This is a genomic window from Stenotrophomonas sp. 99219_Sma, assembly GCF_056480785.1.
Window position 1 is genome coordinate 1,110,888 of sequence record NZ_CM151117.1, and the last position, 22,565, is coordinate 1,133,452.

At 67.0% G+C, this 22,565-nt stretch carries 14 protein-coding genes; 9 read left to right on the plus strand and 5 right to left on the minus strand.

Annotated elements, in window-relative coordinates:
* Positions 1-105 precede the first annotated feature (105 nt).
* Positions 106-978, minus strand: coding sequence for a PhzF family phenazine biosynthesis protein (locus ACZK13_RS05155; RefSeq protein WP_478482323.1), 873 nt, complete (start codon positions 976-978; stop codon positions 106-108).
* Between the two features lie 75 nt (positions 979-1,053).
* Here ACZK13_RS05155 and ACZK13_RS05160 point away from each other — a divergent pair, with 75 nt between their 5' ends.
* The 3 genes from ACZK13_RS05160 (at position 1,054) to murD (ending at position 6,467) form a co-directional block, all read left to right on the plus strand.
* Positions 1,054-3,648, plus strand: coding sequence for a bifunctional aspartate kinase/diaminopimelate decarboxylase (locus ACZK13_RS05160; RefSeq protein ID WP_100437481.1), 2,595 nt, complete (start codon positions 1,054-1,056; stop codon positions 3,646-3,648).
* 76 nt (positions 3,649-3,724) lie between these two features.
* Complete coding sequence (murL, locus tag ACZK13_RS05165) at positions 3,725-5,077, plus strand: UDP-N-acetyl-alpha-D-muramoyl-L-alanyl-L-glutamate epimerase (RefSeq protein ID WP_125894208.1); 1,353 nt, start codon at positions 3,725-3,727, stop codon at positions 5,075-5,077.
* Complete coding sequence (gene murD / locus ACZK13_RS05170) at positions 5,058-6,467, plus strand: UDP-N-acetylmuramoyl-L-alanine--D-glutamate ligase (protein WP_125894210.1); 1,410 nt, start codon at positions 5,058-5,060, stop codon at positions 6,465-6,467. The genes murL and murD overlap by 20 nt, the downstream gene beginning before the upstream one ends.
* A gap of 60 nt (positions 6,468-6,527) precedes the next feature.
* Here murD and ACZK13_RS05175 read toward each other — a convergent pair whose 3' ends face one another.
* A complete protein-coding gene (locus tag ACZK13_RS05175; RefSeq protein WP_125894212.1) occupies positions 6,528-7,121 on the minus strand; it encodes an SMI1/KNR4 family protein in 594 nt (197 codons plus the stop codon).
* Between the two features lie 134 nt (positions 7,122-7,255).
* Between ACZK13_RS05175 and ACZK13_RS05180 the strand changes: the two genes are divergently transcribed.
* Positions 7,256-8,047, plus strand: coding sequence for a dienelactone hydrolase family protein (locus ACZK13_RS05180; RefSeq protein ID WP_125894214.1), 792 nt, complete (start codon positions 7,256-7,258; stop codon positions 8,045-8,047).
* Positions 8,048-8,206: 159 nt separating this feature from the next.
* On the opposite strand, the gene ACZK13_RS05185 is transcribed toward ACZK13_RS05180, so the two are convergent.
* Entirely contained in the window at positions 8,207-9,205 is a 999-nt protein-coding gene (locus ACZK13_RS05185; protein ID WP_100437486.1) for a polyprenyl synthetase family protein, read from the minus strand.
* A gap of 214 nt (positions 9,206-9,419) precedes the next feature.
* On the opposite strand from ACZK13_RS05185, the gene ACZK13_RS05190 reads away from it, so the two are divergent.
* Positions 9,420-11,033, plus strand: a complete 1,614-nt coding sequence (locus ACZK13_RS05190) for an alpha-glucosidase (RefSeq protein WP_100437487.1) — start codon at positions 9,420-9,422, stop codon at positions 11,031-11,033.
* Positions 11,034-11,289: 256 nt separating this feature from the next.
* On the opposite strand, the gene ACZK13_RS05195 is transcribed toward ACZK13_RS05190, so the two are convergent.
* Both ACZK13_RS05195 and ACZK13_RS05200 read right to left on the minus strand, forming a co-directional pair.
* The gene (locus ACZK13_RS05195) at positions 11,290-14,058 is read right to left on the minus strand and encodes a TonB-dependent receptor (RefSeq protein WP_478482324.1); all 2,769 of its coding nucleotides are present in this window, start codon (positions 14,056-14,058) and stop codon (positions 11,290-11,292) included.
* Between the two features lie 251 nt (positions 14,059-14,309).
* Complete coding sequence (locus ACZK13_RS05200) at positions 14,310-16,361, minus strand: glycoside hydrolase family 97 protein (RefSeq protein ID WP_478482325.1); 2,052 nt, start codon at positions 16,359-16,361, stop codon at positions 14,310-14,312.
* A 237-nt stretch (positions 16,362-16,598) separates the two neighbouring features.
* On the opposite strand from ACZK13_RS05200, the gene ACZK13_RS05205 reads away from it, so the two are divergent.
* The 4 genes from ACZK13_RS05205 to ACZK13_RS05220 all read left to right on the plus strand — a co-directional run bounded on the left by ACZK13_RS05205 (position 16,599) and on the right by ACZK13_RS05220 (position 22,519).
* Positions 16,599-18,791 (plus strand): glucosidase family protein, encoded by a 2,193-nt coding sequence (locus tag ACZK13_RS05205; protein WP_478445551.1) that lies wholly within the window; start codon positions 16,599-16,601, stop codon positions 18,789-18,791.
* A complete protein-coding gene (locus ACZK13_RS05210; RefSeq protein WP_478482326.1) occupies positions 18,788-20,275 on the plus strand; it encodes an MFS transporter in 1,488 nt (495 codons plus the stop codon). The genes ACZK13_RS05205 and ACZK13_RS05210 overlap by 4 nt, the downstream gene beginning before the upstream one ends.
* Positions 20,275-21,990, plus strand: coding sequence for an alpha-amylase family glycosyl hydrolase (locus tag ACZK13_RS05215; protein ID WP_253144225.1), 1,716 nt, complete (start codon positions 20,275-20,277; stop codon positions 21,988-21,990). Before ACZK13_RS05210 ends, ACZK13_RS05215 begins: the two co-directional genes overlap by 1 nt.
* A 142-nt stretch (positions 21,991-22,132) precedes the next feature.
* Positions 22,133-22,519, plus strand: coding sequence for an SseB family protein (locus ACZK13_RS05220; RefSeq protein ID WP_024956961.1), 387 nt, complete (start codon positions 22,133-22,135; stop codon positions 22,517-22,519).
* The last annotated feature ends 46 nt before the right edge of the window (positions 22,520-22,565 follow it).

A 22,565-nucleotide genomic window follows, 5' to 3' on the forward strand; every position in this document is an offset into this window, starting at 1 on the left:
CATAGCGTAGCGCGGGGCACCAAAAAGGGGACGGAGGGAATTAAGTCGCTTTTGCCCCATGTGCCATAAGCGACTTAATTCCCTCCGTCCCCTTTTTTCCGTGGGCTACCAGCGGATGTGGCCGTCGATGACCGGTTGCACCTGGCCGCCGATCCAGACCGTGCCCTGCGGATCGACCTGCACCTGCACGCGGCCGTCGCGGCCGACTTCGCGGCCTTGGCTCGCCACGTAGTGGCCCTCGCGGCCCGGCAGGGCATCGCGCTGCCGCAGCCAGGCACCGATCAGGGCATTGGCGCTGCCGGTCACCGGGTCCTCGGGTACGGCGGCCGCATCAGCGGGGCAGAAAGCGCGCACCACCCGGGTGTGGTCGGTGCCAGCTTCGTCGGCGAACACGGCCAGGCCGGTGGCATCAGTGGCGAGGCTCCAGTCGGCCAGTGCGGCCATGTCCGGCACCAGGTTGCGTACGGCGGAGGCGTCGCGCAGCGGCAGCAGCCACCAGCGAGCGCCGTTGTCCCATAGTTCGGGTACGTGCCCGCTGGCAGCCAGCGCCAGCAGCGTTTCCGGCGCTCCGTCCGCCGCTGTGTCCAGTTGCTGCGCCGGTGGGCTGGCCAGTTGGATCTGCAGTGCCTCGGCCGGGCCGCTCACCCGTACCGGCAGCAACCCCGCCGCGCATTGCTGCAGCAGGGCACCGTCGCGTGGTTGCGCCAGGCCGCAGATCACCGCCGCCCAGGCGGCGCCGACGCTGGGGTGGCCGGCAAATGCCAGCTCGCGGGTCGGGGTGAAGATGCGGATGTGGTAATCGGCGCCGGGCGCGCTGGGGCGCAGGAAGAACACCGTCTCGGACAGGTTCAGCCAGGCGGCCAGGGCCTGCATCTGGCTGCTGGAGAGCTCGTCGGCGTCCAGGATGGCGCCCAGTGGGTTGCCGGTGCCGGGGCGGGGGGCGAAGACATCGAGCTGCAGGTAACGGAGGACGGCCATCTACGAGGATATTGCGCTTAGAATCAAAGGTTCCGCCCCCGAGGGCGGCTTCCCCACATTCTACATAGCCAATCCATGTCAGCTTCCCCCCTTGTCGATCGTTGGATCGTACTGAAGTTCGGCGGCACCTCGGTGTCGCGTCGTCATCGCTGGGACACGATCGGGAAGCTGGCGAAAAAACGTGCGGAAGAGACTGGCTCGCGCGTGCTGGTAGTGGTTTCGGCGCTGTCCGGGGTCACCAACGAACTGACCGCGATCGCCGATGGCGCGCCGGACAGCCGTGATCGTGTGGCGGCGCTGGTCGAACGCCACGAGGCCTTCCTGGTTGAACTCGGCCTGGGTCGCGAGGTGCTGGCCGAGCGCCTGGCGGCGCTGCAGGGGCTGCTCGACGACGCGCGCGCGGCCACCCGGCCGCTGCAGTGGCAGGCCGAAGTGCTGGGCCAGGGCGAACTGCTGTCCTCCACCCTGGGTGCTGCCTACCTGCACGCCTCGGGCCTGGACATGGGCTGGATGGATGCCCGCCAGTGGCTGGACGCGATGCCGCCGCAGCCGAACCAGAGCGACTGGTCGCAGCGGCTGTCGGTGAACTGCCAGTGGCGTGCCGATGCGGAGTGGATGCAGCGCTTCCGCGCGCAGCCGACCCGCCTGCTGATCACCCAGGGCTTCATTTCGCGGCATGCCGATGGTGGTACCGCCATCCTCGGCCGTGGTGGCTCGGATACCTCGGCGGCGTACTTCGGTGCGCTGCTCGGTGCCAGCCGCGTGGAGATCTGGACCGATGTGCCGGGCATGTTCAGTGCCAACCCGAAGGACGTGCCGGACGCGCGCCTGCTGACCCGCCTGGACTATTACGAGGCGCAGGAAATCGCCACCACTGGCGCCAAGGTGTTGCACCCGCGCTCGATCAAGCCGTGCCGCGATGCCGGCGTGCCGATGGCCATCCTCGATACCGAGCGCCCGGAACTGCCGGGCACCAGCATCGATGGCAGCGCTGCACCGGTCCCGGGCGTGAAGGCGATCAGCCGCCGCAACGGCATCGTGCTGGTGTCGATGGAAGGCATCGGCATGTGGCAGCAGGTCGGCTTCCTGGCCGATGTGTTCAACCTGTTCAAGAAGCATGGCCTGTCGGTGGACCTGATCGGTTCGGCCGAAACCAACGTCACCGTATCGCTGGATCCGTCCGAGAACCTGGTCAACACCGATGTGCTGGCCGCGCTGTCGGCCGACCTGTCGCAGATCTGCAAGGTGAAGGTGATCGTGCCGTGCGCGGCGATCACCCTGGTTGGTCGCGGCATGCGCTCGCTGCTGCACAAGCTGTCGGACGTGTGGGCCACCTTCGGCCGCGAGCGCGTGCACATGATCTCGCAGTCGTCCAACGACCTGAACCTGACCTTCGTCATCGACGAAGCCGATGCCGATGGCCTGCTGCCGATCCTGCACGCCGAGCTGATCGACAGCGGTGCGATGCCGGTGGAAGAGACCGAAGTGTTCGGCCCACGCTGGCGCGAGATCGCCGGCACCGTGCGCCCGCGTGGCACGCCGTGGTGGCGGGGCCAGCGGGCGCACCTGCTGCAGCTGGCCGACGCCGGTACGCCGCGCTATGTCTACCACCTGCCGACCGTGCGCGCCCGTGCCCGCGCGCTGGCCGCGATCAAGCCGATCGACCAGCGCTACTACGCGATCAAGGCCAACAGCCACCCGGCCATCCTGCAGCTGCTGGAAGCCGAGGGCTTCGGCCTTGAGTGTGTATCGCACGGCGAACTGAAGCACGTGTTCCAGCACCTGCCGGAACTGTCGCCCAAGCGTGTGCTGTTCACCCCCAGCTTCTGCCCGCGCAGCGAGTACGAAGCCGCGTTCGCGCTGGGCGTGACCGTTACCGTCGACAACGTCGAAGCGCTGCAGCGCTGGCCGGACCTGTTCCGCAACCGTGAGCTGTGGCTGCGCGTCGATCTGGGCCGTGGCGAAGGCCACCATGCCAAGGTCCGTACCGGCGGCAAGGACTCCAAGTTCGGCCTGCCGATCGCCCGCGTCGATGAGTTCGTGCGCGCGGCCACCGATCTGGGCAGCCGCGTGGTCGGCCTGCACGCGCACCTCGGCAGTGGCGTGGAAACCGCGCAGCACTGGCGCCTGATGTGCGATGAGCTGGCCGGTTTCGCCCGTCGCATCGGCAGCGTACACACCATCGATATCGGCGGTGGCCTGCCGATTCCGTACAGCGACGAAGACGAGCCGTTCGACCTGGACGCCTGGGCCGAGGGTCTGGCCGAGGTCAAGGCGCTGCATCCGGCATTCCGCCTGGCGATCGAGCCGGGCCGCTACCTGGTGGCCGAGTCCGGCGTGCTGCTGACCCATGTCACCCAGGTGGTGGAGAAGGACGGCGTGCGCCGTGTTGGCCTGGATGCCGGCATGAACGCACTGATGCGCCCGGCCCTGTACGACGCCTGGCACGACATCGAGAACCTCAGCCGCCAGGGCGGTTATGCCGAAGCGGCATTCGACGTGGTCGGGCCGATCTGCGAATCCAGCGATGTGTTCGGCAAGCGCCGCAAGCTGCCGGTGTCGACCGCACCGGACGACGTGATGCTGATCGCCGATGCCGGCGCCTACGGCTATTCGATGGCCAACACCTACAACCAGCGGATGCTGCCGCGCGAAGACGTGATCGAATGACCACCGCGCGCGCCCTGCACCCGCCCACCGACACGCCCCGCGCCATCGCGCGGGCCCGTGCCTGACCGGATACACCATGACTGCTTTCGACAAACACCAGGTTTCCCGCTTCCGCTTCGTCCGCTGCGAATTCGCCGCGGACACCGGCGTGGCCAAGCTGGTCTACGCCTTTGATGACGGCCCGGAGATGGTGGAAACCATCACCGTGCCGGGCGCCCCGTTCATGCTGGACGAAGCGCGTACCGCCGCTGTGCAGCGCGCGCTGCAGCTGCTGCACCTGATCGCCGGTGTCAGCTACTACAAGGCGGGCGTGCCGGAGACGGTCAGCATCGACAGCTACGCCATCGATGCCGATACCGCTGCGCTGGTGGAGACGGTCTACCTCAATGGCCTGGGTGAATTTGCCTACCGCAACGGCCTGAACCTGCGCGGGCGCTTCCGCCTGCCGGTGCAAGGCGAGGCAGTGCAGGCGCCGGTGCTGGGCCTGCAGCCGCACGCGCTGGTGGCGATCGGTGGCGGCAAGGATTCGCTGGTCAGCATCGAAGCGCTGCGCCGTGCCGGCGTGGACGAGACGGTGACCTGGATCGGTGGCTCGCAGCTGATCCGTGCCTGCGCTGAACGCACCGGCCTGCCGACGCTGAACCTGGGCCGCGCGCTGGCGCCGGAACTGTTCGAGCTGAACCGCCAGGGTGCGTGGAACGGGCATATCCCGGTCACTGCGGTGAACTCGGCGATCATGGTGCTGGCCGCGCTGCTGCAGGGCGTGGACCAGGTGGTGTTCTCCAACGAACGTTCGGCCAGCTACGGCAGCCAGATTCCGGGCACCGGCGAAGTGAACCACCAGTGGTCCAAGGGCTGGGCATTCGAGCAGGCGTTCGGCAGCCATGTGCAGACGCACGTAGCGGCGGACCTGCAGTACTACTCGCTGCTGCGCCCGATGTCGGAGCTGGCAGTGGCCCGCCAGTTCGCCAAGACCGATTTCTACGACGCGCATTTCTCCAGCTGCAACCGTAACTTCCACATCCTCGGCGAGCGCCCGGTGAACCGCTGGTGCGGTGTCTGCCCGAAGTGCCATTTCGTGTTCCTGGCGCTGGCCCCGTTCATGCCCAAGACGCGCCTGGTGCGCATCTTTGGCCGCAACCTGCTGGACGATGCCGAGCAGGCCGGTGGCTTCGATGCACTGCTGGAATTCCAGGACCACAAGCCGTTCGAGTGCGTGGGCGAAGGCCGCGAATCGCGTGCGGCGATGGCGACCCTGGCGCAGCGCCCGGAGTGGAAGGAAGACGTGCTGGTGAAGCGCTTCTGCAATGAGATCCAGCCGCAGCTGGATGCCGCCGAACTGGAACTGGCACCGCTGCTGCAGCTGCAGGGCGAGCACCGCGTTCCGGCTGCGCTGTGGGAACGGGTGCGTGAAGATTTCGAAGCTTGAAGGAAAGCGCGTTGCGCTGTGGGGCTGGGGCCGTGAGGGCCGCGCCGCGTTTGCGGTGCTGCGCGAGCGCCTGCCCACGCTGCCGCTGAGCCTGTTCTGCCCGGCGGCAGAAGTCGAGGCCGCACGCGCAGAAACGCGGGGCGCGCTGGATGTGCGTGGCGAGCCTTCTGCTGAAGCGCTGGCCGCGTTCGACGTGGTGATCAAGTCGCCCGGGATCAGCCCCTACCAGCCGGTCGCGCTGGCGGCGGCGGGGCAGGGCACCACCTTCATCGGTGGCACCGCGCTGTGGTTTGCCGAGCATGCGGGTGCCGATGGCATCGTGCACGACACCGTGTGCGTGACCGGCACCAAGGGCAAGAGCACCACCACCGCGCTGGTCGCGCACCTGCTGCGTGCCGCCGGCCACCGCACCGGCCTGGTCGGCAACATCGGCCTGCCGCTGCTGGAAGTGCTGGATCCGCAGCCCGCGCCCGAGTACTGGGCGGTGGAACTGTCCAGCTACCAGACCGGCGAAGTGGCGCGCAGTGGCGCCCATCCGCAGGTAGCGGTGGTGCTGAACCTGTTCCCGGAGCACCTGGATTGGCACGGCAGCGAGCAGCGTTACATCGAGGACAAGCTGCGGCTGGTGACTGAAGCCGCACCGCGCATCGCCGTGCTCAATGCCGCCGATCCGCATCTGGCTGCGCTGTCGCTGCCCGATAGCGAAGTGGTCTGGTTCAACCAGCCGCAGGGCTGGCACATGCGCGGTGACATCGTGCATCGCGGCGAGCAGGCCGTGTTCGATACCCGCAACACGCCGCTGCCGGGTCGCCACAACCGCGGCAACCTGTGTGCGGTACTGGCGGCGCTGGAAGCGCTGGGGCTGGACGCCGTGGCGCTGGCACCGGCGGTGCAGGATTTCCGTCCGCTGCCGAATCGCCTGCAGCGCATCGGCGCGGCCGATGGCCTGACCTACGTCAACGATTCGATCAGCACCACGCCGCATGCCAGCCTGGCCGCGCTGGAGTGCTTCGCCGGCCAGCGCATCGCGCTGCTGGTGGGCGGGCATGACCGTGGCCTGGACTGGACCGATTTCATGCAGCACATGGCGCACGACGTGCCGCCGGTGGAGATCGTGACGATGGGCAGCAACGGCCCGCGCATCCACGCGATGCTGCAGCCGCTGGCCGATGCCGGTCGCTTCGGTCTGCACGCCGCCGGCGATCTGCCGGAGGCAATCGCTTTGGCGCGTTCTGCGCTGGGTTCTGAGGGCGGGGTGGTATTGCTGTCGCCTGGCGCGCCGAGCTTTGGTGCCTACCGGGATTACGTGGCGCGTGGCCGTCATTTCGCTGAGCTGGCTGGGTTTGACCCGGAGAGCATCAGCGCGATTCCCGGGCTGGGTATCGCTTGAAGGTAGTGCCGGCCGCTGGCCGGCAACCTCCGGAGAAATTCATCCACGCATGGCGTGGATCTACTGCTCCTCGTCGATGAACGCGTAGCCGCCTTCGATCAGCTGCTGCAGGTACGCATCGAAGCTGGGCGCGATCACCGCATAGCTGTCCGGATCGTGCAGGTAGCGCACCACCTGGCCGACCGCGCCGCCCGGCGCGGGATCAAAATCCAGGTACAGCATCGAGGTGCCGCCGTTGTTCATGCAGTGCGAGAAGCACAGGCGGCGGTTCATCGGCAGATCGGCGTCGATGCCCTCACCCAGGATCTCCGGCTCGTCATCCAGCCACTCTTCGTAGATGGAACGGATGCTGTCGTCCCACTGTTGCTGGTCCTCAAAGATCTGCGCGACCGAACGCAGGTAGTAGGGATAGCCGCCGTCCTCCACGTCCGAGCCGAGCACCAGCACGCAGACCTCGCCGCCGGGGTACTCACGGAAGTGGGTGCCATCCACGCGGGACAACAGTTCCAGCAGGCTGTCCGGCACCTGCGGCCACTGCGCACGCAGGCGCTGCAGGTCTTCGCCGCTGGCGCCCTGCACGTGGGCCCACTGCGGGGCATCCTCGGCAGGCAGGCGGGGGATCAGGCCAGACAGGAAGCGATCAACAAGATTCATGCGAAAAAAGGGGACGGAGGGGATTAAGTCGTATCCAACCACACCTGCGTCACGTCGCCAATGCAGAATGCGACGCGGGAGGGGCGAATACGGCTTAATCCCCTCCGTCCCCCTTTTTCTTGCGGAGCAGGCGCATGAATCGTTGGCGATGCGGTGTGGCGGTGGTTCTGGGGCTGGCGGCGATGCCGGCGTGGGCGGCGATGAAGACGCAGCCGGTGGAGTGGAAGCACCAGGGTACGACCTTCAGTGGCGTGCTGGTCTATGACGACGGCGACAACGATAAGCGCCCCGGGCTGGTGATGGTGCCGAACTGGAAAGGCGTGAACGAGTCGGCGGTGGAGAAGGCCAAGCAGCTGGCTGGCGATGACTATGTGGTGCTGGTGGCCGATGTGTACGGCAAGAGCGTGCGGCCGAAGACCGATGCCGAGGCCGGGCCGGTGGCGACCAAGCTCCGCAACGACCGGCCGCTGCTGCGTGCGCGTGCGCTGGAGGCGGTGAACGTGCTCAAGGCCCAGGCCGGCAAGGCGCCGCTCGATGCCAGCCGGATCGGTGCGGTGGGCTTCTGTTTCGGTGGCACCACGGTGCTGGAGCTGGCCCGTGCCGGTGCGCCGCTGGCAGGGGTGGTCAGCCTGCACGGCGGGCTGGGTTCGCCGCTGCCGGCACAGGCTGGTGGCAGCCACCCGTCGGTGCTGGTGCTCAATGGCGCCGACGACACCAGCGTGACCGCCGAGGACATCGGCAGCTTCCAGAAAGAAATGGACGCGGCCAAGGTCGATTGGGAGTTCACCAACTACAGCGGCGCGGTGCACTGCTTTGCCGAGCGCGATGCCAACAGCCCGCCGGGCTGCCAGTACAACGAGCGCGCGGCGAAGCGTGCGTGGAAGGCGCTGGATGAGTTCTTCGAGGAGCGCTTCGAGAAACGTTGAACCGTGCAGCGGTAGTGCCGGCCGCTGGCCGGCATTCCCGTGACATCCGCAGCATCATGAGGTTGCCGGCCAGCGGCCGGCACTACAATGCGGTAAACGCGATCGGTCGGTAGTCACCGATGTTTCCGTGCCGACCGTTGGTCGGCACACCTCAACCCATCAATGCGAGCGCTGCACCGCGTAGCGGGCCAGGCCGCGCAGGGCAGCCACGGCATCATTGTCGGCCAGGCCATCGAGCGCGCGCTCGGCGGCCTCGGCATATTCCTCGGCACGCGCGCGGCTGTACTCCAGGCCGCCGGTAGCGCGGATCGCGGCCAGCACTTCCGGCATCGCCGAGGCGTCGCCGTCCTGCACGATGGTGCGCAGGCGTTCGCGGGTGGCGGCGTCCGAATGGGCCATGGCATGGATCAGGGGCAGCGTGGCCTTGCCCTCGGCGAGGTCGTCACCCAGGTTCTTGCCCAGCTCCTCGGCATTGGCCGAATAGTCCAGCACGTCGTCGGCAATCTGGAACGCGTAGCCCAGGTGCATGCCGTAGTCGAACAGGGCCTGCTGGGTGGCTTCATCCACGCCGCTGGCCAGCGCGCCCAGGCGGGTGCCGGCGGCGAACAGCACCGCGGTCTTGCGCTCGATCACGCGCAGGTAGGCGGCTTCGTCGGTATCCGGGTTGTGCACGTGCAGCAGCTGCAGCACTTCACCCTCGGCGATGCGGTTGGTGGCATCGGCCAGGATCTGCATCACCGACATGCGCTCCAGCTCGACCATCAGCTGGAAGCTGCGCGAGTACAGGAAGTCGCCGACCAGCACGCTGGGCGCGTTGCCCCACAGCGCGTTGGCGGTGCTGCGGCCACGGCGCAGGCTGGATTCGTCCACCACGTCGTCGTGCAGCAGGGTGGAGGTGTGGATGAACTCGATGATCGCCGCCAGCTGGTGGTGGTCCGGGCCGGCCTGGCCGACCGCATGGCCGGCCAGCATCACCAGCATCGGGCGCAGGCGTTTGCCGCCGGCGGAAATGATGTGATCGGCGATCTGGTTGATCAGCACGACGTCCGAGGACAGGCGGCGCCGGATCAGGGCGTCGACGGCGGCCATGTCGGCCGCGGCAAGCGACTGGATCTGGGGCAGGCCCAGGGCGGGACGGGTGTCTTCGGTGATGGTCATGCGATCAGGCTTTCAGGCTCATCGCTGATTATAGGCGTTGCCTGTGAATTCGGGCGCAAACCGGGCAGGCCGGCGTCCGCGGCCCGGCCACGGATGCCGCCTGCGTGAATACGTATGCAGGTTGCGCCATGCCCGTGAGGCCACCGCTAAGCTTGCGGCATCAGGATTTCGGCCCGCTCCCGGCGGGTCCCGCACGCCCGGAGGGGGGCTGTCGATGTCGCACTATCCATGGTGGCGCGGAGCCGTCATCTACCAGATCTACCCGCGCAGTTTCCTTGACGCCAACGGCGACGGGGTAGGCGACCTGCCGGGCATCATCCAGCGCCTGGACCACATCGCAACGCTGGGCGTGGACGCGATCTGGATCTCGCCGTTCTTCAAATCGCCGATGGCCGACTTCGGCTACGACATCGCCGACTACCGCGACGTCGACCCGCTGTTCGGCAGCCTGGACGACTTCGACCGCCTGCTGGCCAAGGCGCACGGTCTGGGCCTGAAGGTGATGATCGACCAGGTGCTGAGCCATACCTCGATCGAGCACGCCTGGTTCCGCGAGAGCCGCCAGGACCGGACCAACCCCAAGGCCGACTGGTACGTATGGGCGGACCCGCGCGAGGACGGCACGCCGCCCAATAACTGGCTGTCGCTGTTCGGCGGCGGCGCCTGGCAGTGGGAGCCGCGCCGAGAGCAGTACTACCTGCACAACTTCCTGGTCGACCAGCCAGACCTGAACTTCCATCACCCGGACGTGCAGCAGGCGACCCTGGACAACGTGCGCTTCTGGCTGGACCGCGGCGTGGATGGCTTCCGCCTGGATGCGATCAACTTCTGCTTCCATGACGCGCAGCTGCGCGACAACCCGGCCAAGCCGGCGGAGAAGCGCTTCGGTCGCGGCTTCAGCCCGGACAACCCGTACGCCTACCAGTACCACTATTACAACAACACCCAGCCGGAGAACCTGCCGTTCCTGGAGAGGCTGCGCGCGCTGCTGGACGAGTACCCGGGGGCGGTCAGCCTGGGTGAGATCTCCTCGGAGGACTCGCTGGCCACCACCGCCGAGTACACCCGGGATGGCCGCCTGCACATGGGCTACAGCTTCGAACTGCTGGTGGACGATTACAGCGCGGCCTACATCCGCGACACGGTCTCGCGGCTGGAAGCGGCAATGACCGAAGGCTGGCCGTGCTGGGCGGTTTCGAATCACGATGTGGAGCGGGCGGTCAGCCGCTGGGGCGGCCACCCGGCTGACCCGCGCCTGGCGAGGATGCTGGTGGCGATGCTGTGCTCGCTGCGCGGCTCGGTCTGCCTGTACCAGGGCGAGGAACTGGGCCTGGCCGAGGCCGAGGTGCCGTTCGAGGCCCTGCAGGATCCCTATGGCATCACCTTCTGGCCCAACTTCAAGGGCCGCGATGGCTGCCGGACCCCGCTGCCGTGGACCGACGCGCCGCTGGCCGGTTTCACCGCCGGCCAGCCGTGGCTGCCGATTCCGCCCGAGCACCGCGCCGCGGCCGTGGCGGTGCAGGAGCGCGACCCGGACTCGGTCCTGGCTGCGTTCCGCGGGTTCCTGGCCTGGCGGCATAGCCAGCCGGCACTCCTGCATGGCAGCATCCGATTCATCGAAAGCGCCGAGCCAGTGCTGCTGTTCGAGCGTATGCTTGCAGATGAAACCCTCCTGCTGGCCTTCAACCTGTCGGCCGAGGCGGTGAGCCATCCGCTGCCGCCGGGCAACTGGCAGCAGGTGGCGGTGCCAGGCCCGGATGCGGGCACGGTGCAGGGCAATGAACTCCAGCTGCCGCCGCGCGCGGTGTATTGCGCCCGACGCAGCTGACCGTTTTCTCCGGTGGCGGTACTTGCGGGGACGGGGCCGAAGCGCCCCGTCCCTTTTTTGTGGGTGGGCTTCCGGCGAAAGGCATCCACGCATGGCGTGGATCTACCCAGAGACACCCCAACCAGTAGATCCACGCCATGCGTGGATGGGCCTTGCCGACCAACGGCCGGCATCCGCGCAAAAGAAAACCCGCTGCCTGCGCAGCGGGTTTCCGATGAGTCGCTGCCGGCCAGCGGCCGGCACTACCCGGTCGTGGTCAGAACTTGTAGTTCACGCCCAGCATGTAGGTGCGGCCCCACTCGATGTATTCCAGCGGGCGGTCCTTGCTGCCGGCGTAGGTGCGGTACGGCTCGTTGGTCAGGTTGCTGCCCTGCAGCAGCAGGGTCAGCCCGCGCAGGCTGCTGCTGTCGCTGAAGGTGTAGCTGACCTGTGCATCGGTCACGTTCTCGCCGACCACGTAACGCAGCGTGCGATTGCCGTTGAAGTTGCCGATCTCACCGATGAAGTCCGAACGGCGGCGCTGGCTCACACGTGCTTCAAAGCCGCTGCGCTCGTAGTAGGCGGTGAAGTTGTACACGCGCTTGGACAGTCCCGGCAGGCTGATCGGGTCGGTGCCCACACTGGAGGCGCTCTCCGGATCCAGGATGGTGATGTCGCTCTTGTTGAAGGTCGCGCTGGCCTGCACGCCGAAGCCGCGCAGGCTGTCGGTCAGCATCTCCAGCGGGAACGACCCGGTCAGCTCCAGCCCCTTCAACGTGCCGCCCTTGCCGTTCTGCGGCGTGGAGAAGGTGCCGGTGGTCAGCACCGGTGCGGTCATGCCCGGCGGTGGCACGTAGTTGCCGAGCAGGCCGCTGAAGTCGTAGTTGTCCACCGATTGCGTGTAGACGTAGCTCTTCAGGTCCTTGTAGAAGATCGCCGCAGCCACGTAGGCCTTCTCGCCGAAGTACTTCTCATAGGACAGATCCAGCGCGGTGGCGCGCCACGGATCCAGCAGCGGATTGCCACCGCTGCCACCGGGGCGGCCGTTGTTGGTATCCACGCCGAATTCCAGGCCGGCACGCATCTGGTCCACGCGCGGGCGCGCGACCTGCTTGGCGGCGGCGAAGCGCAGCGTCTGCTGGTGCGGGAACATGAACGCCAGGTTCAAGCTTGGCAGCCAGTCCTTGTAGGTCCTGCCGGCAGAGAAGGGCTGGATGTTGCTGCCCGCCGGCTGCGAGCTGTCCCAGTAGCGCGAATCCGAGCTCTGGTCGGTGTGCTGCATCTGCACGCCGATGTTGCCGCGCACGCCGACCACGCCGATGTCGGTGTTGATGTTCAGGCGTGCCCACGCCGTGGTGATCTTCTCCTCGACCGTCCAGGATTTCGGAATCAGGTAGTCCAGGTTGTCGACCGGGTTGAAGGTCATGTAACGACCGACGGCTGCCGGCACATTCCACGACGGGATGTAGCCGATGCCGGCGAAACCGAGGTTGACCGGGCGGTACTGCAGGTCCGGTGCGATGGTGGATTCGCCTTGGGCGCCGAGCAGGATGTTGCCTTCGGCCTGAGCCTTCTGCTTGCGACGGTCGGCATAGTTCACGCCCACGTCCACATCGGAGAACCAGCTGGACATTGCCTCGGGAACCGGCAGCGTGGCCGCCAGCTTGGCGCCCTTCAAGCGGTCTTCGACCTCTGGCACCTTGCCGTAGCCGGAACCATAGATCGTGTTGGTCAGGAACAGGCTGTCCGGATTGGAATAGTCGCGCCCCGGCGTGATCTGCGAGAAGCTGTTGTTGTTCACCACCAGCCCGATCGTGTCGAACTGCGGGCGCGGCACCAGCTGCAGGTTGTTTTCCAGGTTGATCTCGCGGCGGGTCGCCTTGGAGTAGTTCAGGTCGGCGACCAGCTTCACGCCACCGACGTTGAACTCGTTGTTCCAGCCGAACGCATCGATCTTGTCCTTGCGCTTGTTGTACATGCCGCGCACCAGCGGGTATGCATTGTTGATCGTGCCGCCGGTGAAGCTGCCATCGGCATTGCGGCCGACATTGCTGAACACCGGCAGGATCGCGTTGGGGTTGTTGCTGTCCTCGCCGTTGCCGCTGAGGCTCAGCTCGAACTGGTTGGCGGTGTCGATCTGCTCGGCTTCGGTGTGGAACGCATCGAAGGTGCTGGTCCAGCTGTTGCTGGGGCGGAACTGGATCGTTGCCATCACGCCGTCGCGCTTGTTGTTGCCGGTGCGGCGCAGGGCCTTGATGCCATCGGTGAAGTAGGTGCCAGGTGCGATTCCGCGACGCTCGCCCTTGTCGGTGTGTTCGGTGGTCCAGGGCTCGTACAGGCCGACCTGGTTCTCCTGGATCGGCATGTCGCTGTGCGCATAACCAATGGCGATGCCCAAGGTGTTGTCGAAGAACTGGTCGATGTAGCTGGCGCTGAAACGGTTGCCATACGGGTCGATATTGGCGGCGCGGCCCAGGGAGCTCTTCTGGTAGCGGCCGCTGACCGCGATCACCCGCTCGCCGAAGCTGAGCGGGCGTGCGGTCTGCATGTCGATGGTGCCCGACAGGCCTTGGCCGACCAGCGCCGCGTCCGGGGTCTTGTACACGGTCACGCCGTTGACCAGCTCGGACGGGTACTGGTCGAATTCGACGCCGCGGTTGTCGCCGGTGCTGACCACTTCACGGCCATTGAGCAGGGTGGTGGCGAAGTCGGGCGACAGGCCACGCACACTGATCACCTGCGCACGGCCGGCCACACGCTGCGCGGCCAGGCCGGGCAGGCGCGAGATGGATTCGGCGATGCTGACGTCGGGCAGTTTGCCGATGTCTTCGGCGGAGATCGCTTCGACCACCGAGGTGGCGTCCTGCTTGATCGCGATTGCGTTCTCGATGCCGCGGCGGATGCCGGTGACCTGCACCGTATCCAGGTTGGTGGCGGCGGTGGCGGCCGGCGTGGTGGTGCTCTGCGTGGACTGTGCCGACGCCAGCGTCGGCGCCAGGACAACGGCCAGCGCGATGCTCAGCGCGCTGCGCTTGTGGTTCAACATTTTCCCCTCCCAGGCAATGTTGCAGATCGATTCGTGAACGTCCCGGAGTGACCGTGGACGTGCGACGCGGTGGCCGCTGTCGTCGCCGCTATGGTAGGCAGCGCGTTCTTCGCGGGAATCACCCTGCATACGTATTCAATGGCGTTTGCAGGGATGTAATCGCTTTCAGGTTCTGTTTGCGGTAGTGCCGGCCGCTGGCCGGCAATCGCGTTCACCGGGTTGCCGGCCAGCGGCCGGCACTACCGGGGCATTCAAAGCGGCGTGAAACGAATGGCCTGCCCACCCCCCGGTGCCAGCACCAGCGTCAGCACCTCGGCGCTGGTCACCTCTCGGGTTTCGCGCGCGAATGCGAAGGGATTGCTGCGGAAATCCGCGCCCTCGCCATCGCGGTAGATCTCGGCGCGATAGCGCACGCCCGGCTCCAGGAAGCCCAGCGACACCGGCAGCACGCGGCCGTGCTCGTCGGTGATGCTGCCGAGGAACCAGTCGCGGCTGTTGCGGTCGCGGCGCACGATCGTCACGTAGTCGCCCACTTCGCCATCGAGCACGCGGCTCTGCTCCCAGTCCACGGCGACGTCTTCGATGAAACGGAATGCCTCGCGATGCTGCAGGTAGTGCTCGGGCAGGTCGGCGGCCATCTGGATCGGGCTGTACAGCACCACGTACAGCGCCAGCTGGCGTGCCAGCGTGCTGGGAATGGCCTGGCCGTGGCGGCCCTTCAGGCTGAGGATGCCGGGGGTGTAATCCATCGGCCCGGCCAGCATGCGGGTGAACACCAGGTTGACCTCATGTTCCGGCGGGTTCGGCGGCTGGCCCCAGGCGTTGTACTCCATGCCACGTGCGCCTTCGCGCGAGATCCAGTTGGGATAGGTGCGGCGCAGGCCGGTGTCCTTGATCGGCTCATGCGGGTTCACCGACAGGTGCCGCCGCGCCGCTTCCTGGACCACCTTCAGGTGGTGGCGCGCCATGAACTGCCCGTCATGCCACTCACGCCACAGCGGGCCGCCCGAGGGATTGCGGCGGTCGACCTGACCGTCGTCGCAGACGTAACCGGTCTTGAACTGGTCCACGCCCAGCCGCGCATACAGGTCCAGCGCGGCGCCCAGCTGGTCCTCGTAGTGCTCGATGGCGCAGCCGGTTTCATGGTGGCCGATCAGGTGCACGCCCTTGTTCTGGCCATACGCCGACAGCGCTTCAATGTCGAAATCGGGCGTGGCACGGGTGAAATCGAAGTCGTAGCCATTGCCCACCCACATGCCGTCCCAGCCCGGATTCCAGCCTTCCACCAGCACGCCACGGAAGCCGTGCGCGGCGGCGAAGTCGATCACCTTCTTCGTCTTCGCGGTGGTGGCCGCATGCTTCGGCCCGGTCGCCCAGCTCTCGTTGTCCAGGTGCATCGACCACCACACCCCCAGGTACTTGGCCGGCTTCACCCAGCTCACATCACCCAGCGCATTGGGTTCGTTGAGGTTGAGGATCAGGTCCGATTCGACCAGGCCGCCGGCACGGTCGGCAATCTGCAGCGTGCGCCACGGCGTGGCGAAGGGCAGGCCGCGGCGCACCTTCCAGCCTTCGGCCGAGGGCGAGAGCTGCGCGCGCAGGCGCTGGCCCTCGGTGCGGCGCAGCCACATGCCGGCGTAGTCGACCAGCGCAGCCTCGTGAATCGCCACGTGCAGGCCATCGCGGCTGCGCAGGGTCATCGGCGTATGCACCAGCGGAACCTCGCGCAGCGGCGTGCGCTGGTACAGGTACTCGTAGTGGATCGGTTCGCCGGCAGGGATCCACCACGCGGTGGAATCCTGCGCGATGGCGAACTCGGTCAGCTCGTCATCGATGATCGCTTCGTGCAGGTTCGGCTGCTCGGGGAACACATAGCGGAAGCCGAGGCCATCGTCGTAGATGCGGAACACCACATCGAGCCGGCGCTTGCTGCCGGTGGTCTCGGCCAGATGCACGGTCAGCTCATTGAAACGGTTGCGGGTAATCCGGCGCTCGCCCCAGGGCTGTTCCCAGCGGTCATCGACGCTGCGTTGCTGTTGGCCGAGCAGGGCGAAATCCCGGTCCAGGTGCCCATCGCGCAAGGCAAAGCCCAGCTTCGAATCTTCCACCACGGTCTCGCCGAAACGCTCGACGCGATAGCGCGCGGTGCCACCGTCCAGCACCAGGCTGACCTTGAGCACCTTTCCCGGTGATTCGACGCTGGCCACCTGCGGCGCGGCCTGCGCCAGCGTGGCCAGGCCCAGCAGAGCCAGACCGAGCAGGTGCGCGAACACCGCGCGTACAGCAGTGGGTGACATCGGCATTTCCCCTCCCAAGGCGCCGTTGGCAGACCCGGACCATAAGCCAGCGCGGCAGGCCCGCTACCGCGCAACGCCATGAATACGTATGCAGCTGGACGCAGCCGACAGCCCCGCGTCTACCATGGGGCCAAGGCACCTTGAGGGAGGGGCCGCGCCCGCCCGCCGACAACGACGGTGCGGACCTACAACGCGTGCAGAGAGGGAGGGAGGCCGACGGGCGAAAGCCGGTCCGCCGCTTCGATGCTGAAGATCATTTGCCTGACCGCTGCCCTGGGGGCAGCGCTGGAATCGACCGCGCAGGCGGCCGACCTGCAATTCGACGGCCGCCATGCGCGCGCCGAAGCCGCTGCCAACGGCAGCTACGTGCTGCATGCGCCGAAGGCTGAGGTGCGTATCGCGCCCATGCCGATGCGCAGCCAGACCGGCAGCGTGATGTTCGATGCACTGTTCGCGCTGGCCCAGCAGGAGATGGACCAGGACCGCGTGGATGCGATCCGCGATCCCGCGTTCGATGAAGGCCGGCCGGTGCCATGCGAGTGCTTCCAGACCGGCGCGCGCTGGCCCTACGTGTGGACCCGCGATGTCAGCTTCGCCGCCGACCTGGCGCTGGCGCGGCTGGACCCGCAGCGCACCCGGCAGTCGCTTCAGTTCAAGCTCTCGGCAGCGCGCGATGGCCATACGCCCGGCCTGTTCGTCGCGCAGGACACCGGTTCCGGCGGCAGCTGGCCGATCAGCAGCGACCGGGTGGTGTGGTTCCTGGCGGCACGCCACCTGCTGGACGATCGCGCGTTTGCCGACCAGGTCTGGCAGGCGCTGCAGGGCACGCTGGCGCAGGACCGCGCGATGGTGTTCGACGCGCAGGTGGGCCTGTACCGTGGTGAGACCTCGTTCCTGGACTGGCGCGAGCAGACCTATCCGGACTGGACCCGCGAGGACGTGCGCTTCATCGGTGATTCCTACGCACTGTCCACCAACGTGCTGCACTACCAGGCACTGCGCCTGGCCGAACGCCTGGCCGGCCAGCACGGCGACGCCCGCGCGGCCGAGTACAAGGCGTGGGCCGATGCGCTGGCACAGCAGATCGATGCACGCTTCTGGCGCGAGGATATCGGCCAGTACATGAGCTACATCGGCGAAGCCGCGCACCCGGTGCCGTACGTCAAGGTCGATCTGCTCGGGCTGTCGCTGGGCATCCTCGCCGAGGTGCTGCCGCCCGAGCGCGCGCGCCGTGCACTGGCTGCCTACCCGATGGGGCCAGCCGGCAGCCCGGTGGTCTGGCCGCAGGAATCGCAGCAACCGATCTACCACAACCGCGCGATCTGGCCGTTTGTCAGCGCGTACTCTCTGCGTGCGGCGCGGCAGCTGGACGATGCGCCGCGCATCGCCGCTGAGATCCGTTCGCTGATGCAGGGCGCGGCGCTGGCCGGTTCCAACATGGAAAACTACGAACTGGTCAGCCAGGCCGTGCATGTCGAGGAAGGTGCGCTGAGCGGCCCGGTGGTCAACTCCGAACGCCAGTTGTGGTCGGTGGCCGGCTACCTGTCGATGGTGCTTGAAGGTGTGTTCGGTGTGCAGGACGATGGCCGCGTGCAGCCCAAGCTGCCGGCCGTGCTGGTGCCGGAGCTGTTCGGCACGCACCCCCGCATCACGCTGGAAGCCAACGGCAGGCGCTATGTGCTGGAGCGCCCGCAGAACGTGGGCGATGGCCTGCTGGTGGCCGGCAGCGCCATCACACGTGGCACGACTACCACGGTGCAGCTGGTCGCCGACCCGGCAGCAACCGTTTTTTCTGCCACGACTGCGGATGCCAACGCACGTGCGCCCGCAACACCGGCGGCACCGCAGGCTCTGCGCAAGGGCACGGGCTGGAACGTTCCGGTGCAAGCCGAGCAGGTTCTGTGGAAGGACGGCAGGGCCCTCGTCGCCAGCAATGGCCCGGTGCACATCAGCGACGATGGCCTGCAGCACTGCCTCAGCCTGACCCTGCGCGAGGGTGCGCTGGAGTCGCTGCACAGCCCGACGCTCTGCGTCGGTCCGCAGCAGGTGCTGAAGGGCGAGGAACGCTGGCAGTTCACCTCGGTCAAGGCCGGGCAGGTGCGCCTGCGCCTGCAGTACCGCAACCCGAACGGGCCGATCAACACCGGCGTCACCGCTGCGGTCAAGCAGCTGGTGCTGCAGTGCCCGGGCCAGCCATTGCAGCGGCATACGGTCACTCTGCCGCACAGCGTGGCGATGCAGGACTCGACCTCGGCGACATTCACGGTGCCCAAGGGGCAATGCACGGTCGCGCTTGAAGAGGGCTTCAACATGAGCGCGCTGCAGCACTTCGCGCACTACACCGGCGGCAAGGGCGGGCGTGATGGTGTGCTCAACCAGGCCCAGGTGCAGGCACTGACGGTGGCGCCGGTGGCGATGGAAGAGGGCGCACGATGAGTCGTCCCGCCAAACCGCAGTTGTCGTTCTGGCAGATCTGGAACATGTGTTTCGGCTTCCTCGGCATCCAGTTCGGATTCGCCCTGCAGAACGCCAACGCCAGCCGCATCTTCGAGACACTGGGCGCGGACATGGACGCGGTGCCCGGGCTGTGGATCGCGGCGCCACTGACTGGCCTGCTGGTGCAGCCGGTGATCGGTTACCTGTCCGATCGCACCTGGACGCGCTGGGGCCGTCGCCGCCCGTTCTTCATGATCGGTGCGGTACTGACTACGCTGGCGCTGCTGGTGATGCCGAATTCGCCGACGCTGTGGATCGCCGCCGGTACCTTGTGGGTGCTGGACGCCTCGATCAACGTGTCGATGGAACCGTTCCGCGCCTTCGTCGGCGATCAGCTGGCGCCGCGCCAGCGTCCGGCCGGCTATGCCATGCAGAGCTTCTTCATCGGTGTGGGCGCCATCGTCGCCAGCTTCCTGCCGTTCATCCTGGCCCACTTCGGTGTTGCCAATACCGCAGCTGCCGGCGAAGTGCCCGATACCGTGCGCTATGCGTTCTACTTCGGCGCGGTGGTGCTGCTGGCGGCGATCACCTGGACGGTGGTCAGCACCCGCGAGTACTCGCCGGCGGAGCTGGCCGGGTTTGACGATGCCGAGCCGCCGGCGCACCACGCAGGGGCTGCGATCAGTGGCCCCGCGCCGTGGGCACAGGTGGCGCTGTGGCTGGGGCTCGGCGTGGTGCTGGCGCTGCTGATCGCCTGGCGGCAGGGCGACAGGATGCTGTATGTGCTGGCAGGACTGTGCGCCGGCTACGGCCTGCTGCTGGCGGCCGCGCGTGCGTTGCCGGCCACGCATATGCTGGCCGCCATCGTCGGCGACCTGCGCGCGATGCCGGTGACCATGCGTCGCCTGGCGTGGGTGCAGTTCTTCTCGTGGTTCGCGCTGTTCGCCATGTGGATCTACACCACCGCTGCGGTGGCCGGTACCCACTTCGGTTCGACCGATCCACAGTCGGCCGCCTACAACGAAGGTGCCAACTGGGTGGGCGTGCTGTTTGGCGCCTACAACGGCTTCGCTGCGCTGGCGGCGGTGCTGATTCCGCCGATGGTGCGTGCGATCGGCCTGCGCTGGAGCCACCTGGTCAACCTGTGGCTGGGCGGCGCCGGCCTGGTCTCGCTGATGTTCATCCGCGACCCGCATTGGCTGCTGCTGTCGATGGTGGGTGTGGGCTTTGCCTGGGCCTCGATCCTGTCGTTGCCGTATGCACTGCTGTCCGACAGCGTGCCGGCGTCGAAGATGGGTGTGTACATGGGCATCTTCAATTTCTTCATCGTGATCCCGCAGCTGGTGGCGGCCAGTGCGCTTGGCTTTGCCCTGCGTGCATGGCTGGGTGGCCAGCCGATGCATGTGCTGGTGCTGGGCGGCTGCAGCCTGTTCCTGGCCGGCCTGTGCGTGCTGCGGGTTCCGTCCCGTCCGGAGGTGGTGTGATGCGCGGTGTGCTGTCTGTTGCTGTTTCCCTGGTACTGCTGGCCGGCCATGCGGCGGCCGCGCCACGCCCGGACTATGTGGGTACCACCGAACCGTTCGCCAGCGATGCGGTGTACTTCGTGGTCACCGACCGCTTCGTCAACGGTGACCCGTCCAATGACCATCGTGACCAGGGTGGCGCGCACCGCACCTTCGACATCCCGGTGCCGTGCCCGGACAAGGTGGACGGCAACATCGGCTACCTCGGTGGTGATTTTCGCGGCGTGCTCGACAACGCGCAGTACATCCGCAACCTCGGTTTCGGCGCGGTATGGATCACGCCGATCGTGGACAATCCGGACGAGGCGTTCACCGGCAGCAAGCCGATCAGCTGCACCAGCACGCTGACCGACCGCGGCAAGACCGGCTACCACGGGTACTGGGGTATCAACTTCTACAAACTTGATGAGCACCTGCCCAGCAAAGACCTGGATTTCGCCGGGTTGACCAAGGGCCTGCACGGTGCTGGCTTGAAGGTGGTGCTGGATATCGTGGGCAACCACGGCTCGCCGGCCTGGACCATGCCGACGCGACAGCCGCAGTTCGGGCAGATCTTCGACAAGGACGGAACGCTGATTGCCGACCACCAGAACCTGCCGCCGCAGAAACTGGATCCGAAGCACAACCCGTTGCACGCGTTCTACAACAACATCGGTCCGGTCGACAGCAAGGACGGCTCGATCTTCGACGGCAACCTGGCCGAGCTGTCGGACTTCAACCAGGACAATCCGGCGGTGATGGACTACCTGGTCGGCGCCTACCTGCAGTGGACCGCGCAGGGCGTGGACGCGTTGCGCATTGACACCATCGGCTGGCTGCCACACCCGTGGTGGCATGAATTCGTCAAGCGCATCCGCGCCGAGCATCCGGGCATGTTCATGTTCGGCGAAGCGTTCGACTACGATGCCGCGCGCATCGCCGAGCACACCTGGCACGCCAACGCGAACGTGAGCGTGCTCGATTTCCCATTGCGCGGCGCACTGGAGCAGACCTTCGGCACCGCCGCCAAGGGCTTCGAGACCCTGGCTGAGCCACTGCACCTGAGCGGTGGCCCGTATGCCAATCCGTACGAGCTGATGAGCTTCTACGACAACCACGACATGCCGCGCCTTCAGGCCAGTGACAACGGCTTCATCGATGCGCACAACTGGCTGTTCACCGCGCGCGGCATTCCGGTGGTCTACTACGGTTCGGAGACGGGCTTCATGCGTGGCCGTGCCGAGCATGCCGGCAATCGTGCGTACTTCGGCCAGCCGCGTGTGGATGCGGCGCCGAAGAGCCCGATCTTCGCGCCGCTGCAGCGTATCGCCAGGCTGCGCGAAGCCACCCCGGCGCTGCAGCGCGGCCTGCAGGTGAACGAGCGCCTGCAGGGCGATGAGGCAGTGTTCTTCCGCGTGCTGCAGCATGGCGAGGTGGCGCAGACCGCGCTGGTGCTGCTGAACAAGGGCGACCAGGCCAGGACCCTCACCGTGGCGCGTTTCGTCCAGTCCGGCCGCTGGCGCGATGCGCTGGACGGCGGTTCGTTGCAGGTGGATGCATCCCTGAAGGCCGACGTACCCGCGCACGGCGTGAAGGTCTACGTGCTGGACGCCGCCGTGCAGCAGCCGGCATTGCAGGCCGAGCTGGACAAGGCGATGGCCGACCAGAAGGCGCGGGATCAGCGGCTGGGGCGGTAGTGCCGGCCGCTGGCCGGCAACCCATGAATCCATGGCACCTGCCTACCGCTCTGGTGGGTGCCAACCTTGGTTGGCACGCTTTTCGAGCAGTCGAGCAAGCTCGACTCTACAATAGGCACCCCTCACGCCCCGCCGTATCGCCATGACCGACCTCGCCCCGCAGACCCCGATCGAAACCCTGCTGAAGGCGGCGATGGACGGGGCGGTGCCGATCCGCGCCTTCATGGAGGCCTTCGTCGCTTCCGAGGTAGTGCTGCTGACCGGCAGCCTGGTCACCCCGGACGGCAGCGGCTTCGACCCGCTGCTGTTCGACAAGCAGGGCACCCTGCATGTGGCGGTGTTCACCGAGCCGTCGCGGGTGGGCGTCTACAGCCAGCAGGCCGAACACCAGATCCGCTGGCTGATGCTGGACGTGCTGCGCCGCGTGCCGGGTGGCTACGGCGTGGTGATCAACCCGGGTACTTCGCTGGGCTTTGAGATCTCGCCCAGCGGCGTTGGCGAGATCCTGAAGGACTTCGCCCAAGGCTGAGTTGCCGTCGCGCCATTTGTAGCGTCGAGCCATGCTTGTATGTTCC